The following is a 14,441-nucleotide window of genomic DNA, read 5'->3' as shown; positions in this document are numbered from 1 at the left end:
GGGCTTACGCGGGTCGAGCCGGGGGGGCGGCGTGGCCGGGCGGGCTGGCGGCGGTGTGGGTGGCTTCGGCCACGTGGGCCAGGCCGTCCAGCACCAGGCCGTGGGCGAGCACCGCCGGCAGGTGGTCGAGCAGGGGCGCCAGCCGGTCGGCGTCGCCGCCGGCCAGCAGCACCGGGCTGCCCGGGGGCAGCTGGCGGGCCATGCGCTCGATGGCCCCGGCCTGGGCCGCCAGGCAGCCGGTGGCGATGGCGTCCTCGGTGAGGCGCGGCAGGGGCGTGTAGTGGCCGCCCTCGCCGGGCAGCTGGGCGGTGCCCTGGCCCAGGGCGCGGCGCATCAGGGCGTAGCCGGGCAGGATCATGCCGCCGGCGAAGACGCCTTCGCCCGGGCCGGCCTCCAGCACGTCCACCGTGGTGGCGGTGCCGGCGCAGACCACTAGGCAGGCGCGCCGCTCCCGGTGCCAGGCGCCGATCAGGGCGGCCCAGCGGTCGGCCCCCAGGCGCTCCGGCTGCTGGTAGCGGTTGCGCACGCCGTGGGCGTGGGCACTCGGCGACAGCCAGCGCAGGGGGATGTTGGCCCGGTCGAGCAGGGCCTGGATGGGGGCGATCTGAGCGTCGCCGGCTACCTTGCAGCCCAGGGCCGAGGCGATGGCCGGGTGCTTGCGCAGCACCTCGGCCAGGGCGTCGCCGGCCTCGCGCCAGGGCCAGGCGCCGTAGGCCAGCCAGTGGCCGTTTTCGCGCAGGCCCCACTTGAGGCGGCTGTTGCCGGCGTCGAGGATCAGCAGGGGGCCGTGGCGGGAAGGGGCCACCGGGCGCAGGGACAGGTCGCCCACCAGGTGGCGTTCCGGCCCGGCGCCGGTTTCCAGGATCAGGGCGCCGCTGTCGTCAACGCCGAGGCAGAGGCCTTCCTGGCGGCTGTGGTCGCCGGTCAGGCAGACGCGCTGGCGCTGGTAGGCATGACGCGCTTCCCAGTGCGGGCGCAGGGCGGCGAAGCCTTCCCGGGCGAAGGTGTCGAGCACGTCGGCCAGTTCGCCGAGCAGGGCGGCGAGCACGGTGTGGCGGTCGGGCGGGGGCAGGGCGGCGGCACAGGCCATGGCCAGGGAGGCGGCCGGCTGGCCCGGGTCGGGCGGGGCGTCCAGGTTGAGGCCGATGCCGATGATGGCGGAGGCGCCACCCCGTTCCAGGCTGGTTTCCACCAGGATGCCGCCGAGCTTGGCCAGGGAGCCGTCGCCGGGCTGTGCGAGCAGCAGGTCGTTGGGCCATTTCAGGCACACCCCGGGGATCGCCAGGGTTTCCACGGCCCGGGCCACCGCCAGGCCCACCGCCAGGGGGAGACCGGAGAGGCGCTCAGGGCGACCGGCTTCGCCGGCGAAGCGCCACAGCAGGGAAAAGGTCAGGCTGGCGCCGGGGCGGGACAGCCAGGTGCGGCCGCGCCGGCCGCGGCCGGCGGTCTGGGCGTCGGCCACCACCACGGTGCCCGAGGGGGCCTGGGGGCGGCGAGCCAGCTCCAGGTTGGTGGAATCGCACTCGGCCAGGGCGTCCACGTCGAAGCGCCCGGCCATCGGGCCGAGACAGGCCTTGAGGCGGGCGAGGTCGATGAGGGGCGTTGGGCGGGCCGGAGTGTCCAGGGGGGCCGGCGTCGGCGCGGTAACCGACGGGTCGGGCTGAACGGGCGGGAGGTGCTGGCTCACGGAGGCGGGGACCGGCGGGCGGCGAAAACGGTTAATCCATAATTATCACCGATTTGCCCCCCGCCATCCCGCGCCCGTGGCGCGGCGGGTCATTCGTTTGCGCCGACGCTTTCCCGGGGGGCGTCCAGACCCAGTTCCTGGATCTTGCGGGTGATGGTGTTGCGGCCGATGCCCAGGGCGGTGGCCGCCTCGATGCGCCGTCCGGCGGTGTGGGCCAGGGCCCGGTTGATCAGGATGCGCTCGAAGATGCGGGTGAGGCGGTCGTGCACCTCGCCGCTGTGGCGGGTCAGCTCCCGGTCCACTTCGGCGGCCAGGGCCGTTTCCCAGTCGCCGTAGGTACTGCCGCCGCCGTTGCTGGCCTGGGCCTCGCGGATTTCCGGGGGCAGATCGGTGACTTCCACGGTCTGGCCCGGGGCCATCACCGTCAGCCAGTGGCAGAGGTTTTCCAACTGGCGCACGTTGCCCGGGAAGTCCAGGCCCATCAGGTGCTTGAGGGCGCCGTCGGACAGGCGCTTGGCCTCCACCCCAAGATCCTGGGCGCTCTTGGCCAGGAAGTGGCGGGCCAGCAGGGGAATGTCCTCGCGCCGCTCGCGCAGGGCCGGCAGGCGGACGCGGATGACGTTGAGGCGGTGGAACAGGTCTTCCCGGAACAAGCCTTCCTTGACCCGGGTTTCCAGGTTCTGGTGGGTGGCGGCGATGACCCGCACGTTGGCCTTGAGCGGCTGGTGGCCGCCGACCCGGTAGTAGTGGCCGTCGGACAGCACCCGCAGCAGGCGGGTTTGCAGCTCCGGGGGCATGTCGCCGATTTCGTCGAGGAACAGGGTACCGCCGGCGGCTTCCTCGAAGCGGCCGCGGCGCTGGGCGGTGGCCCCGGTGAAGGCGCCGCGTTCGTGGCCGAACAGCTCGGATTCGAGCAGGTCCTTGGGGATGGCGGCAGTGTTGAGGGCGATGAACGGCTTGTCGGCCCGGGGGCTGTGGCGGTGCAGGGCGCGGGCCACCAGTTCCTTGCCGGCGCCGGACTCGCCGGTGATCAGCACCGTGGCGTGGGAATGGGACAGGCGGCCGATGGCGCGGAAGACTTCCTGCATCGACGGGGCGGTGCCGAGAATCTCCGGCGTGAGGCTGGGTTCCTCGGCTGCACCATTCTGGTGCATCGACTCGTCCACGGCCCGGCGGATCAGCTCGATGGCCTGATCCACGTCGAAGGGCTTGGGCAGGTATTCGAAGGCGCCGCCCTGGAAGGCCGCCACCGCCGACTCCAGGTCCGAGTAGGCGGTCATGATGATCACCGGCAGGCCGGGCCAGGCCGACTTGATGCGGGTGAGCAGGTCCAGGCCCGAGGCGCCGGGCATGCGGATGTCGGAGAGCAGTACCTGGGGCGGCTCGCAGCCCCGGTCCAGCTCGGCCAGCACCTCGTTGGCCGAGGCGAAGCTGCGGAAGGCGATGGATTCCCGGGCCAGGGCCTTTTCCAGCACCCAGCGGATGGAGCGGTCGTCATCGACGATCCAGACAGGTTTCATGAAGTCTTCCCTGAGTTGTGTTGGCGTTGCCCAACGATGATGCAAGGAGCTTGCCAGGCCCCGGGCCGGCTTCGGTCAGGCCTCTTCCACCGGCAGGCACAGGGTGAAGCAGGTCCGCCCCGGCCGGCTGTCGCACTCGATGGTGCCCTGATGTTGCTGGATGAAACTCTGGGCCAGGGTCAGCCCCAGCCCCGATCCGCCCTCCCGGCCCGAGACCAGGGGGTAGAACATCTTTTCGCGGATGGCGTCCGGGATGCCCGGGCCGTTGTCCTCGATCTGCACCTCGATGGCCAGACGGTAGCGCTTCTTGGCCAGGGTCACCTGGCGCACCGCCCTGGTGCGCAGCACGATCTCGCCCTGGCCGTCCATGGCCTGGGCGGCGTTGCGGGCGATGTTGAGGTGGGCCTGGATGAGCTGTTCCCGGTCGGCCACCAGCTCGGGCAGGCTGGTGTCGTAGTCGCGTCGCACGGTGAGCCCCCCCGGGTATTCGGCCAGCAGCAGGCTGCGCACCCGTTCCAGGATTTCGTGGATGTTGGTGGGGCCGGGCTGCATCGGCCGGTGGGGCGAGAGCAGGCGCTGCATCAGGTCCTGGAGGCGGTCCGCCTCCTTGATGATGACCTGGGTGTATTCCTTGAGGGCCGGGGCGTTGGGGAGGTCCACCAGCTCCCGTTCGAGCAGCTGGGCGGCGCCGCGGATGCCGCCCAGGGGGTTCTTGATCTCGTGGGCCAGGTTGCGGATCAGCTCCCGGTTGGCGAGCTGCTGCTCGATCAGGCGCTCTTCGCGGTGGGCCTTGAGTTGCTGGTCGATGGGGCGCAGTTCCAGCAGCAGGCGGGCGGCGGGCAGGTTGGGCGGGGGCTCCACCGGCGTGACAGTGCAGTCCACGTGGAGGATTTCGCGGCCGTCGCGCCGCAGCTCGATGTTCTGGCCGGTGTAGCCCCAGTTGTTGGCGATGGCGTTGCCCAGGGCCGCTTGCAGGCCGGCGCCGAATTGCACGGTGGCGTTGAGGGGCCGCCCGAACAGGGAGCGCAGGGAGCAGGCCAGCAGGTTTTCCGCCGCCGGGTTGACGTAGCAGACCCGACAGTCCGCGTCGAGGACGAGGACCGCGGCGGAGAGCATGTCCAGGCCGGGGAAGGAGGGCAAGGTCGTGGGCTGGGCGGCGGGGCCGGAGGCGTTGGCGGCGTTGGAAGGCGGCGTGGCGTTCATGGCTCGGAACGGAGCAAGGAGCGGGCCACGTCGAAGAATCGGACACTCAGCGCAGGTTAGCCAGCTCCTTGCGGATGGCCTCGATGTTGCGCTCGTGCAACTGGGCCTTGTCCTTGTAGGGCTGGAGGCGGTCGAGCACCTTCTGGTAGTTGCGCTCGTCGCCGTTGCGCACCGCTTCCTGGTCGGCCAGTTCCTTGCGCGCCTCTTCCAGACTCTTCTGCTCGCTGGCCAGTTCCTGTTCGAGGATGCGGCGGCGGTCGCCGTCGCGGGCCTTCTGGGTGGCGTCGTCCACCCGGGGGAAGCCGGACGGGCTGGGGGCCCGGGGCGCCGGGGCGGCCTTGGGCGGGGGCATGGACGATACCGGGTCGGTGGCGACCTTCTTGCAGTTCTTGCCCTGCTGCACGTTGGAGATGACGGTGTTCCCCTCGGTATCGGTGCAGCGGAAGATCTGGGCCTGGGCACCGCCGGCTGCCAGCAGCAGGGCGGCAGAAACGAGCAGGGACGCGGTTTTCATGGGGGCCTCGTTGCGCATGGGGCAAGTGTAGGGGCGTTGCCGGATGCGGGCAACCGTGAGCATGGGGCGGTCAATGGCAGGCCATGCAAATCGGGCCGTCATCGGGCGGGAATGACCAAAGAAAAAAGGGACGGGTTGCCCCGTCCCTTTCAGTGCTGCGGTCGCGCGACCTCTTAGATGGAGTAGTACAGCTCGAACTCCAGGGGGTGCACAGCCATGCGCAGCTTGGTCACTTCTTCCATCTTCAGGGCGATGTAGGCATCGATCCAGTCGTTGGAGAACACGCCACCGCGGGTCAGGAACTCGCGGTCCTGGTCCAGGGCTTCCAGAGCCTGGTCCAGGCTGTGGCAGACGGTCGGGATCTTGGCGTCTTCTTCCGGCGGCAGATCGTACAGGTTCTTGTCCGCGGGTTCGCCCGGGTGGATCTTGTTCTGGATGCCGTCCAGGCCGGCCATCAGCAGCGCGGCGAAGCACAGGTAGGGGTTGGCGCCCGGGTCCGGGAAGCGGGTTTCGATGCGGCGGGCCTTGGTGGAAGCCACGTGGGGCACGCGGATCGAGGCGGAGCGGTTCTTGGCGGAGTAGGCCAGCTTCACCGGGGCTTCGAAGTGGGGCACCAGGCGCTTGTAGGAGTTGATCAGCGGGTTGGTGATCGCGTTCAGGGCGCGGGCGTGCTTGATGATGCCGCCGATGTAGTACAGGGCCATTTCGGACAGGCCGGCGTAGCCGTTGCCGGCGAACAGGTTCTGGCCGTCCTTCCAGATGGACTGGTGCACGTGCATGCCGGAACCGTTGTCGCCAACGATGGGCTTGGGCATGAAGGTGGCGGTCTTGCCGTACTGGTAGGCCACGTTGTGGATCACGTACTTCTGGATCTGGGTCCAGTCGGCGCGCTTGACCAGGGTGGAGAACTTGGTGCCGATCTCGCACTGGCCGGCGGTGGCCACTTCGTGGTGGTGCACTTCCACGGGCACGCCCAGGGATTCCAGGGCCAGGCACATGGCGGCGCGGATGTCGTTGAGACGGTCGACTGGGGGAACCGGGAAGTAGCCGCCCTTCACCGCGGGACGGTGGCCGGCGTTGCCGCCTTCGGACTTGTCGTCGGAGGACCAGGGGGCCTCTTCGGAGGAAATCTTGCTGTAGGTGCCGGACATGTCGGTCTTCCACTCGATCGAGTCGAAGATGAAGAATTCGGGTTCCGGACCGAAGAAGGCGGTGTCGCCGATGCCGGAGGACTTCAGGTAAGCCTCGGCGCGCTTGGCGATGGAGCGGGGGTCGCGGTCGTAGCCCTTGCCGTCGGCGGGTTCCACCACGTCACAGGTCAGGACCAGGGTGGGCTCGTCGAAGAAGGGGTCGATGTAGGCGGTGTCGGCGTCCGGCATCAGCAGCATGTCGGAGGCCTGGATGCCCTTCCAACCGGCGATGGAGGAGCCGTCGAAGGCGTGGCCTTCCTCGAACTTGCTCTCATCGAAGTGGCTGATGGGCACGCCGACGTGCTGTTCCTTGCCACGGGTATCGGTAAAGCGGAAATCGACGAACTTGACGTCGTTTTCCTTGACCATCTTGATCACGTCCTGGGGGGTCGTCATGTGCAACATCTCCTAAGCAAGGTGCCGGTGCCCGGCAGAATTCAGGATTGCGGTAATTCGTTTGCGGACCGGATTGAGCAGGTTCCATGCCAGTCCGGCCGATAAACCCACGCCATTGTGCCATAACGGAATCCTGCTGCCGGGAGTAGCTGACTCCGCACAAAATCGGTGCGCCATTCGCCGTTTATGCACCAAATTGGTGCTCAAGCGGCAAGGGGCCGGATTCTGCCGTAAATTTGCACCAAATCGTATCGCGGAGGCCCGGCCCTCAGGCATCCTCCAATCTCGTCTACGCGCCTTCGCTTCACCTTCGCCTGGCCGCGCCACCCCGTTCCTCCATCCCGGCGACGCCGGGGGCGGGCGCCTGATTTATACTTGCTACCCCTTGTCCGGCCGCACCGCGCCCCCATCTGATCGGGACCCGCGCACCGCCGCGCAGGCGGCTCGACAATCCATCCACATCCACTGAGCACCGCGAGGTTTGCCATGGGGCGTTTGAACGAATTGCTGGCGCTGGCCAAGGCCCGCGCCGAGGACCAGAACCTGCCCTACGCCGGGGCCCTGACCCCGGCGGAAGCCTACGAGGTGTGGAAGCTCGCCCCCGGCGCCGTGCTCGTGGACGTGCGCACCAAGGCCGAGTGGGACTGGGTCGGGCGCGTGCCCGGCGCGGTGGAGATCGAGTGGAACCTGTACCCGGACGGGGGGCGCAACCCCCACTTCCTGGAGCGCCTCAAGCGCGAGGTGGACCGGGAGGCCCTGGTGCTGTTCCTGTGCCGCAGCGGCGGGCGTTCCAACGCCGCGGCCACGGCGGCGGCCCAGGCCGGCTACACCAGCGCCTGCAACATCCTGGAAGGGTTCGAGGGCGACAAGAGCGCCGACGGCCGGCGCAACACCGTAGGCGGCTGGCGCTTCGCCGGCCTGCCGTGGACCCAGAGCTGATCCGAGTTTCGAGAAGTGACCGATTCGATGCAAACCATTGCCTTCAACCCCTCCTTCGACCGTTACAACAGCCTGTCCGACGCCGAGTGCGAAGAGCGCATCCGCGCCGCCCGGGCCACGCTGGGCAAGAAGGCGGTGCTGCTCTGCCACCACTACCAGCGGGCCGACGTGTACCAGCACGCCGACCTGACCGGTGATTCCCTCAAGCTGTCGCGCCTGGCCGCCCAGGCCGAGAGCGACTACATCGTCTTCTGCGGCGTGCACTTCATGGCCGAGGTGGCGGACATCATGTCCAAGCCCAACCAGATCGCCATCCTGCCCGACCTGGCCGCCGGCTGTTCCATGGCCGACATGGCCAACCTGGCCAAGGTCACCCGGGCTTGGCGCGAGCTGGGCGAAGTGCTCGGCGAGGACCCGGCCAACCAGGTCACCCCGGTCACCTACATCAATTCGGCGGCCGACCTGAAAGCCTTCTGCGGCGAGCGCGGCGGTATCGTGTGCACCTCGTCGAACGCCCGTACCATCGCCGAATGGGCCTTCGCCCGCCGGCCCAAGGTGCTGTTCTTCCCTGATCAGCACCTGGGCCGCTGGACCGGTCACCAGCTGGGCATGCCGCTCACCGACATGGTGGTGTGGGACCCGGACCTGGAATACGGCGGCCTCACCCCGGAGCAGATCAAGAACGCCAAGATCCTGCTGTGGAAGGGCCACTGCTCGGTGCACCAGATGTTCCAGAAGAGCCACATCGACGCCTTCCGCGCCAAGCACCCGGACGGCATCGTCATCGCCCACCCGGAGTGCAACTTCGAGGTGTGCGCCGCCTCCGACCACGTCGGCTCCACCGAGCACATCGTCAAGACCATCAAGGAAGCGCCCAAGGGCACCCGCTGGCTGGTGGGCACCGAGCTCAACCTGGTGGAGCGCCTGGCCCGGGAAGTGGCGCCGGACGACAAGATCGTCCAGTTCATGGCCACCACCATCTGCATGTGCTCGACCATGCAGCGCATCGACCCCCAGCACTTGGCCTGGACCCTGGAAAACCTGGTGGAAGGCAAGGTGGTCAACCGCATTTCTGTGCCGGCCCACGAGGCCGAACTGGCACGCCTGGCCCTGGACCGCATGCTGGCGGTGTCCTGAGCCGCCGGCCCGCAGCGCTGCGATGAACGCCCACCGGCCGAATCCCTATGTTGCCGCGCCGGCCGCCGGCCGGGCCGCCCGCGCGCCCCTGCCGCCGATCTCGATCGCCACCTACAACATCCACAAGGGCTTCTCCCAGTTCAACCGGCGCCTGATGGTCCATGAACTGCGCCAGGAGCTGCGCGGCCTGGCGCCGGACATTCTGTTCCTGCAAGAAGTGCAGGGCCAGCACCGCCACCACGAGGAGCGCCACGATGGCTGGCCCGAGGCGCCCCAGCACGAGTTCCTGGCCGAGGACGTGTGGCAGGAGTCGGCCTACGGGCGCAACGTGGTGTACGACCACGGCCACCACGGCAACGCCGTGCTGTCCCGCTTCCCCATCGTGCATGCCCACAACCAGGACGTGACCCACCACCGCTTCGAGCGCCGTGGCCTGCTTCACTGCGAGATCGCCGTGCCCACCTGGGACGGGCGTTCGCTGCACTGCGTGTGCGTGCACCTGTCCCTGCTCGGCCACTCGCGGCGCCACCAGCTCGACCTGCTGGCCGGGCGCATCGAGGAGCTGGTGCCCCGGGACGCCCCCCTGATCATCGCCGGCGACTTCAACGACTGGCGCAACCGGGCCGACGGCCTGCTGGCCCAGCGCCTCGGCCTGCGCGAGGCCTTCTCCCGCGCCCAGGGCAAGCCTTCGCGCAGCTTCCCGGCGGCCCTGCCCCTGTTCCGCCTCGACCGCATCTACGTGCGCGGCTTCGCCGTTGCCGACGCCCAGGTCCATTCCGGCCGTCCCTGGTCGCGCATTTCCGACCACGCCTTGCTGGCGGCGCGTCTCCTGCCCCACGGGTAGCCCCGGTGCCGACCGAGTTTCAACCTGACAACCGGCTGAAGCTCCTCAAATGCGGGGTGGAATACTTCCCCGCGCTGATTGCCGCCATCGACGCGGCGCAGCACGAAATCTTCCTCGAAACCTACATCTTCGCCGACGACGACGTGGGCCTGGCCGTGGCCGCCGCCCTGTCCCGGGCGGCGCGGCGCGGGGTGGCGGTGCAGGTGCTGGTGGACGGCTTCGGCGGCGGCGAATTCCCCCGCACCCTGGCCCCGGGCATGGTCGCCGACGGCGTCCACGTCCTCGTCTACCGACCCGAGATCGCCAGCCTGCGCGGCCGCTTCCGCCTCAAGCGCCACCGCCTGCGCCGCCTGCACCGCAAGCTGGCCGTGATCGACGGCACCACCGCCTTCGTTGGTGGCATCAACATCGAGAGCGATTTCAACGTGCCCGGCCATACGGCGCCGCGCTACGACTTCGCGGTGGCGGTGGACGGCCCCCTGGTGGAGGCGGTGCGCCATACCATGGTCCGGGTGTGGGAGATCGTCGTCTGGGCCAATTTCCGCCACCGCTACCGGGTCGGCCGGCTGTGCGCCGACCCGCCCTGCGGCGGCGACGATCCGCCCGCGGGGCGGCAGCGCGCCGCCCTGTTGATCCGGGACAACCTGCGCCACCGCCGCGACATCCCCGAGGCCTACCTGGAGGCCATCGCCGCGGCGCGCAGCGAGGTGGTCATCGCCAACGCCTACTTCCTGCCCGGCCGGCGCCTGCGCCACGCCCTGGTGGAGGCGGCGCAGCGCGGGGTGAGCGTGATCGTGCTGCTCCAGGGGCGGGTCGAATACCGCCTCCAGCACTACGCCACCCAGGCCCTCTACGGCGCCCTGCTCGACGCCGGGGTGCGCATCTTCGAATACCGGGCGAGCTTCCTCCACGCCAAAGTGGGGGTGGTGGACAGCCAGTGGGCCACGGTGGGCTCGGCCAACATGGACCCCTTCAGCCTGCTGCTGGCCCGGGAGGCCAACGTGGCGGTGCTGGACCGGGGCTTTGCCCGGGAGCTGCGCGGCCACCTGGCCCAGGCCCTGGACGGGGATTCCCGGGAGGTGCGGGCCGGCGACTGGCGCCGCCTCGGCTGGGTCGGGCGCAGCCTGCGCTGGACCGCCTACTACCTGGTGCGGGTGGGGCTGTCCCTGGTCGGCCTGGGCGACCGCTACTGAGGCGTCGGTGCTTGCGTTCTCCCGCGGCCGTGGGCCGGGGATGCAGCGCCAAGCTCAAGCATCGGCCCGGTTTCGCCCGGCTCTGTTGTGCCTTCGCCTGCTCTTGGTTGCTGGGCGCACTGCCTTGCCGGCGCCGGGAAGGCAGGCTTATCCCCTATTTGAAACCCCGCGTCCCTATTGGCTTTCCGGGCAGTACCCCTGGAGATCGGCCAGGGGCGCGGACTTTCGCCGAGGGCTCAATCGTCGGCCAGCACGATGCTGCGCCGGGCCGGCACCCGGGCCAGGGACCAGTGTTCGTGGGCCCAGGCCCACAGCGCGTCCAGGGGGGCGGCGGCCAGTTCCGCCGGCGGCTGTTGGCCGAGAAAGGCCAGGGCCCGGGCCAACTCCTGGGCTAGTTCGCGTGACTGCGGCAGGGCCGGGGCCAGGGTCTGCTTGGAGAGCTTTTCCCCGGCGGCGTTGGCCGCCACCGGCAGGTGCAGGTAGGACGGCGTGGGCAGGCCCAGGGCCCGTTGCAGGGCCACCTGGCGCGGGGTCGAGTCGATCAGGTCGGCGCCGCGCACCACGTGGGTGACGCCCTGGTCGGCATCGTCCACCACCACCGCCAGCTGGTAGGTGTAGACCCCGTCGGCGCGCTTGAGCACGAAGTCGCCCACATCCTCGGCCAGGTGCTGGGCGATGGCGCCTTGCAGGCGGTCGGCCACCGCGATGGCATCGTCAGGGCTGCCCGCCGCGGGCAGGCGCAGCCGCCAGGCGAAGGGGCCGGGTCCCGCCGGCGGATGGTCGCGGCAGGTACCCGGATAGACCGGGGCGCCATCCACCGAGGCGTGGGGGGATGCGGCGGCGATGGCGCGGCGCGTGCAGGCGCAGGGGTAGGCCAGGCCGGCGGCGGTCAGCCGGTCCAGGGCGGCCTGGTAGGCGGAACGCCGCTCCGGATCGCTCTGGTTGCGTACCGGGCCGTCCCAGGCGAAACCGAAGGATTCCAGGGTGCGCAGGATGCCGTCCCTGGCGCCGGGCACCACCCGGGGCGTATCCACGTCCTCGATGCGCAGCAGCCATTGCCCGCCGTGGGCGCGGGCGTCCAGGTAGCTGCCCACGGCTGCCACCAGGGAGCCAAAGTGCAGCGGCCCGGTGGGGGAGGGGGCGAAGCGGCCGACGTAGGGAGCGGCGGAGCTGGGCGAGGTGGGTGGCATCGAGACGGGCATGGGGCGGATTTTACCGTGGGCCTTTGCCGGCGCCCTGCTTGCCAGGCGGCGCCGGGCGCGGCAGTCTGGCACTTCCGCCCGTTATCCGAGATCGCCCGCGATGCGCCTTCCCCATTTTCGGCCGGCTTCTGCCGCCGCCATTGCCGCCATCCTGATCCTGGCGGGCTGCGCCGCCGAGCCCGGCGACGAGGATATCCGCCAGGCCTACGAAAAGAGCGTGCAGACCAGCACGGGACGTTTCATCGGCGGCGATCTGGCCCAGACCGTCAAGGTGCTGTCCGCCAAGAAGGTGGCCTGCCAGAAGAGCGCCGAGGCGCCGGGCTACGTGTGCGACTTCAGCTATCGCACCGAGCTGCCGGTGGTGGGGGTGCAGGAGGGCCTGGGCAAGGGCCGCTTCGTCAAGGGCGACCAGGGCTGGGTGCTGGCCGAGTAGCGGGCATGAAAAAGCCGCCTGGCGGACCAGGCGGCTTCGGGATGGTAGGCCGTGCAGGGCTCGAACCTGCGACCAAGGGATTATGAGTCCCCTGCTCTAACCGACTGAGCTAACGGCCCGTCAAGCGGTTGGCGCCGTCAGTTGCTGTTGGAGTCGAGGAAGCTGCGCAGCTTGTCCGAACGGGACGGGTGGCGCAGCTTGCGCAGGGCCTTGGCTTCGATCTGGCGGATGCGCTCCCGGGTGACGTCGAACTGCTTGCCGACTTCTTCCAGGGTGTGGTCCGTGTTCATCTCGATGCCGAAGCGCATGCGCAGCACCTTGGCTTCCCTCGGGGTCAGGCTGTCCAGAATCTCGCCGGTGACTTCCTTGAGGCTGGCGTACATGGCCGCTTCCACCGGGGCGGTGGTGGCGGTGTCCTCGATGAAGTCGCCCAGGTGGGAGTCGTCGTCGTCGCCGATCGGCGTCTCCATGGAGATGGGCTCCTTGGCGATCTTGAGGATCTTGCGGATCTTCTCCTCGGGCATCTCCATCTTTTCCGCCAGGGTGGCCGGGTCCGGTTCCACGCCGGTTTCCTGGAGGATCTGGCGGGAAATCCGGTTCATCTTGTTGATCGTCTCGATCATGTGCACCGGGATGCGGATGGTGCGGGCCTGGTCGGCGATCGAGCGGGTGATGGCCTGGCGAATCCACCAGGTGGCATAGGTGGAGAACTTGTAGCCGCGCCGGTATTCGAACTTGTCCACCGCCTTCATCAGGCCGATGTTGCCTTCCTGGATCAGGTCGAGGAACTGCAGGCCCCGGTTGGTGTACTTCTTGGCGATGGAGATCACCAGGCGCAGGTTGGCCTCGGTCATCTCGCGCTTGGCCTTGCGGGCCTTGGCTTCGCCGGTGGACATCTGCTTGTTGATGTCCTTGAGTTCCTTGAGCGAGATGCCGATCTTGTTCTGGATGTCGATCAGCTTCTGCTGCTCTTCGTGGATTGCCGGGATGTTGCGGGCCAGCACGGCCGCGTAGGCGGCCTTGCCGGCGGCGGACACTTCGGCTTCGGCCCAGGCCAGGTTCACCTCGTTGCCCGGGAAGGACTTGATGAAGTGGCTGCGGGCCATGCCGGCGCGCTCGACGCAGATGTCGAGGATCTTGCGTTCGCGTTCGCGCACGCTTTCGACCATGGCGCGTACGCCGTCGCACAGCCGCTCGATGGTGCGCGAGGTGAAGCGGATCAGCATCAGCTCGTCGGAGATCTGCTTCTGGTGCTTGAGGTAGATCTTGTCCTGGCTGCCCTTGCTGGCGAGGGCCTTGACCATCTTGGCGTTGGCGGCCTTGATGGTGGCGAAGCGCTCCAGGGCGTCGGTCTTGAGCTGGAGCAGGGAGGCGGACACGGCACCGCCTTCGCCGTCCTCGTCGTCGCCATCGTCGTCAATGTCGTCGTCATCGGAAGACGGCAGTTCGGCGGCGGGGGCGGCTTCTTCCTCGACGGCGTTGGGGTCGATCAGGCCATCGACCAGTTCGTCGATGCGCATCTCTTCCTTTTCCACCTTCTCGGCCATCTCCAGGATCTCGGTGATGGTGGAGGGGCAGGCGGAAATGGCCAGCACCATGTGCTTGAGGCCTTCCTCGATGCGTTTGGCGATCTCGATCTCGCCTTCCCGGGTGAGCAGCTCGACGGTGCCCATCTCGCGCATGTACATGCGCACCGGGTCGGTGGTGCGGCCGAATTCGGAATCGACGGTGGACAGGGCGGCTTCGGCCTGCTCTTCCACATCCTCGTCGTCGCTGGCAGCGGCGGCGGTGTCGGACATGAGCAGTTCTTCGGCGGCCGGAGCCTCGTCGAAGACCTTGATGCCCATGTCACTGAAGGTGGTGATGATGGATTCGATCTGCTCGGCGTCCACCACGTCGTCAGGCAGGTGGTCGTTGATTTCGGCGTAGGTCAGGTAGCCCCGTTCCTTGCCGAGCTTGATCAGGTTCTTGAGGCGCGTTCTGCGCGTTTCGGCATCCACGGCGGACGGAGAACCGGCTTCCGCGGGCTCGGCCGACGAAGCCTTCGCCTTGGCGGCTTTGGCCTTGAGGATTTCCTTGGCGGCGTCCTTTGCCTTTTCCTTTGCCATGACCCTTTATCCGATCGATTCGAAAAACTCTTAATTATACCACCGCTTAGCCGTCTTCCCCGCAGTCGGGGCAAG

General features: G+C 68.8%; 12 protein-coding genes and 1 tRNA gene. 5 read left to right on the top strand and 8 right to left on the bottom strand.

Features of this window, described 5'->3' with window-relative positions:
- Positions 1-4: 4 nt before the first annotated feature.
- The 5 genes from V7Z98_RS07845 to glnA all read right to left on the bottom strand — a co-directional run bounded on the left by V7Z98_RS07845 (position 5) and on the right by glnA (position 6,510).
- The gene (locus V7Z98_RS07845; protein WP_334157585.1) at positions 5-1,687 is read right to left on the bottom strand and encodes a biotin--[acetyl-CoA-carboxylase] ligase; all 1,683 of its coding nucleotides are present in this window, start codon (positions 1,685-1,687) and stop codon (positions 5-7) included.
- A gap of 89 nt (positions 1,688-1,776) precedes the next feature.
- On the bottom strand, positions 1,777-3,207 hold the full coding sequence (gene ntrC / locus V7Z98_RS07840) for a nitrogen regulation protein NR(I) (protein ID WP_334157584.1): 1,431 nt from the start codon (positions 3,205-3,207) through the stop codon (positions 1,777-1,779).
- A 75-nt stretch (positions 3,208-3,282) separates the two neighbouring features.
- Positions 3,283-4,410 (bottom strand): nitrogen regulation protein NR(II), encoded by a 1,128-nt coding sequence (gene glnL, locus V7Z98_RS07835; protein ID WP_442951824.1) that lies wholly within the window; start codon positions 4,408-4,410, stop codon positions 3,283-3,285.
- A gap of 46 nt (positions 4,411-4,456) precedes the next feature.
- Entirely contained in the window at positions 4,457-4,924 is a 468-nt protein-coding gene (locus tag V7Z98_RS07830) for a DUF4124 domain-containing protein (protein WP_293263926.1), read from the bottom strand.
- A 173-nt stretch (positions 4,925-5,097) separates the two neighbouring features.
- Positions 5,098-6,510 carry a type I glutamate--ammonia ligase gene (gene glnA, locus V7Z98_RS07825; RefSeq protein WP_293263925.1) on the bottom strand — a complete coding sequence of 471 codons (1,413 nt, stop codon included), beginning with the start codon at positions 6,508-6,510 and terminating at the stop codon, positions 5,098-5,100.
- A 486-nt stretch (positions 6,511-6,996) separates the two neighbouring features.
- Between glnA and V7Z98_RS07820 the strand changes: the two genes are divergently transcribed.
- From V7Z98_RS07820 to clsB, 4 genes are read left to right on the top strand one after another with little or no spacing between them, the layout of a single operon-like run.
- A complete protein-coding gene (locus V7Z98_RS07820) occupies positions 6,997-7,449 on the top strand; it encodes a rhodanese-like domain-containing protein (protein ID WP_334157583.1) in 453 nt (150 codons plus the stop codon).
- Between the two features lie 27 nt (positions 7,450-7,476).
- Positions 7,477-8,586: a quinolinate synthase NadA gene (nadA, locus tag V7Z98_RS07815; protein ID WP_334157582.1), complete on the top strand. Its 1,110-nt coding sequence runs from the start codon at positions 7,477-7,479 to the stop codon at positions 8,584-8,586.
- Between the two features lie 22 nt (positions 8,587-8,608).
- Positions 8,609-9,430 (top strand): endonuclease/exonuclease/phosphatase family protein, encoded by an 822-nt coding sequence (locus V7Z98_RS07810; RefSeq protein ID WP_293263922.1) that lies wholly within the window; start codon positions 8,609-8,611, stop codon positions 9,428-9,430.
- Between the two features lie 5 nt (positions 9,431-9,435).
- Complete coding sequence (clsB, locus tag V7Z98_RS07805; protein ID WP_334157581.1) at positions 9,436-10,623, top strand: cardiolipin synthase ClsB; 1,188 nt, start codon at positions 9,436-9,438, stop codon at positions 10,621-10,623.
- 236 nt (positions 10,624-10,859) lie between these two features.
- On the opposite strand, the gene gluQRS is transcribed toward clsB, so the two are convergent.
- Complete coding sequence (gene gluQRS, locus V7Z98_RS07800) at positions 10,860-11,825, bottom strand: tRNA glutamyl-Q(34) synthetase GluQRS (RefSeq protein WP_334157580.1); 966 nt, start codon at positions 11,823-11,825, stop codon at positions 10,860-10,862.
- 100 nt (positions 11,826-11,925) lie between these two features.
- On the opposite strand from gluQRS, the gene V7Z98_RS07795 reads away from it, so the two are divergent.
- On the top strand, positions 11,926-12,258 hold the full coding sequence (locus V7Z98_RS07795; protein ID WP_334157579.1) for a hypothetical protein: 333 nt from the start codon (positions 11,926-11,928) through the stop codon (positions 12,256-12,258).
- 42 nt (positions 12,259-12,300) lie between these two features.
- Here V7Z98_RS07795 and V7Z98_RS07790 read toward each other — a convergent pair.
- Both V7Z98_RS07790 and rpoD read right to left on the bottom strand, forming a co-directional pair.
- A tRNA-Ile gene (locus V7Z98_RS07790) sits at positions 12,301-12,377 on the bottom strand.
- Positions 12,378-12,395: 18 nt separating this feature from the next.
- On the bottom strand, positions 12,396-14,366 hold the full coding sequence (gene rpoD / locus V7Z98_RS07785; protein ID WP_334157578.1) for an RNA polymerase sigma factor RpoD: 1,971 nt from the start codon (positions 14,364-14,366) through the stop codon (positions 12,396-12,398).
- Between the last annotated feature and the right edge of the window lie 75 nt (positions 14,367-14,441).

It is taken from the genome of Oryzomicrobium sp. (assembly GCF_036820405.1).
Classification (GTDB): domain Bacteria; phylum Pseudomonadota; class Gammaproteobacteria; order Burkholderiales; family Rhodocyclaceae; genus Oryzomicrobium.
This window is presented reverse-complemented; position numbering and strand designations above follow the sequence as displayed.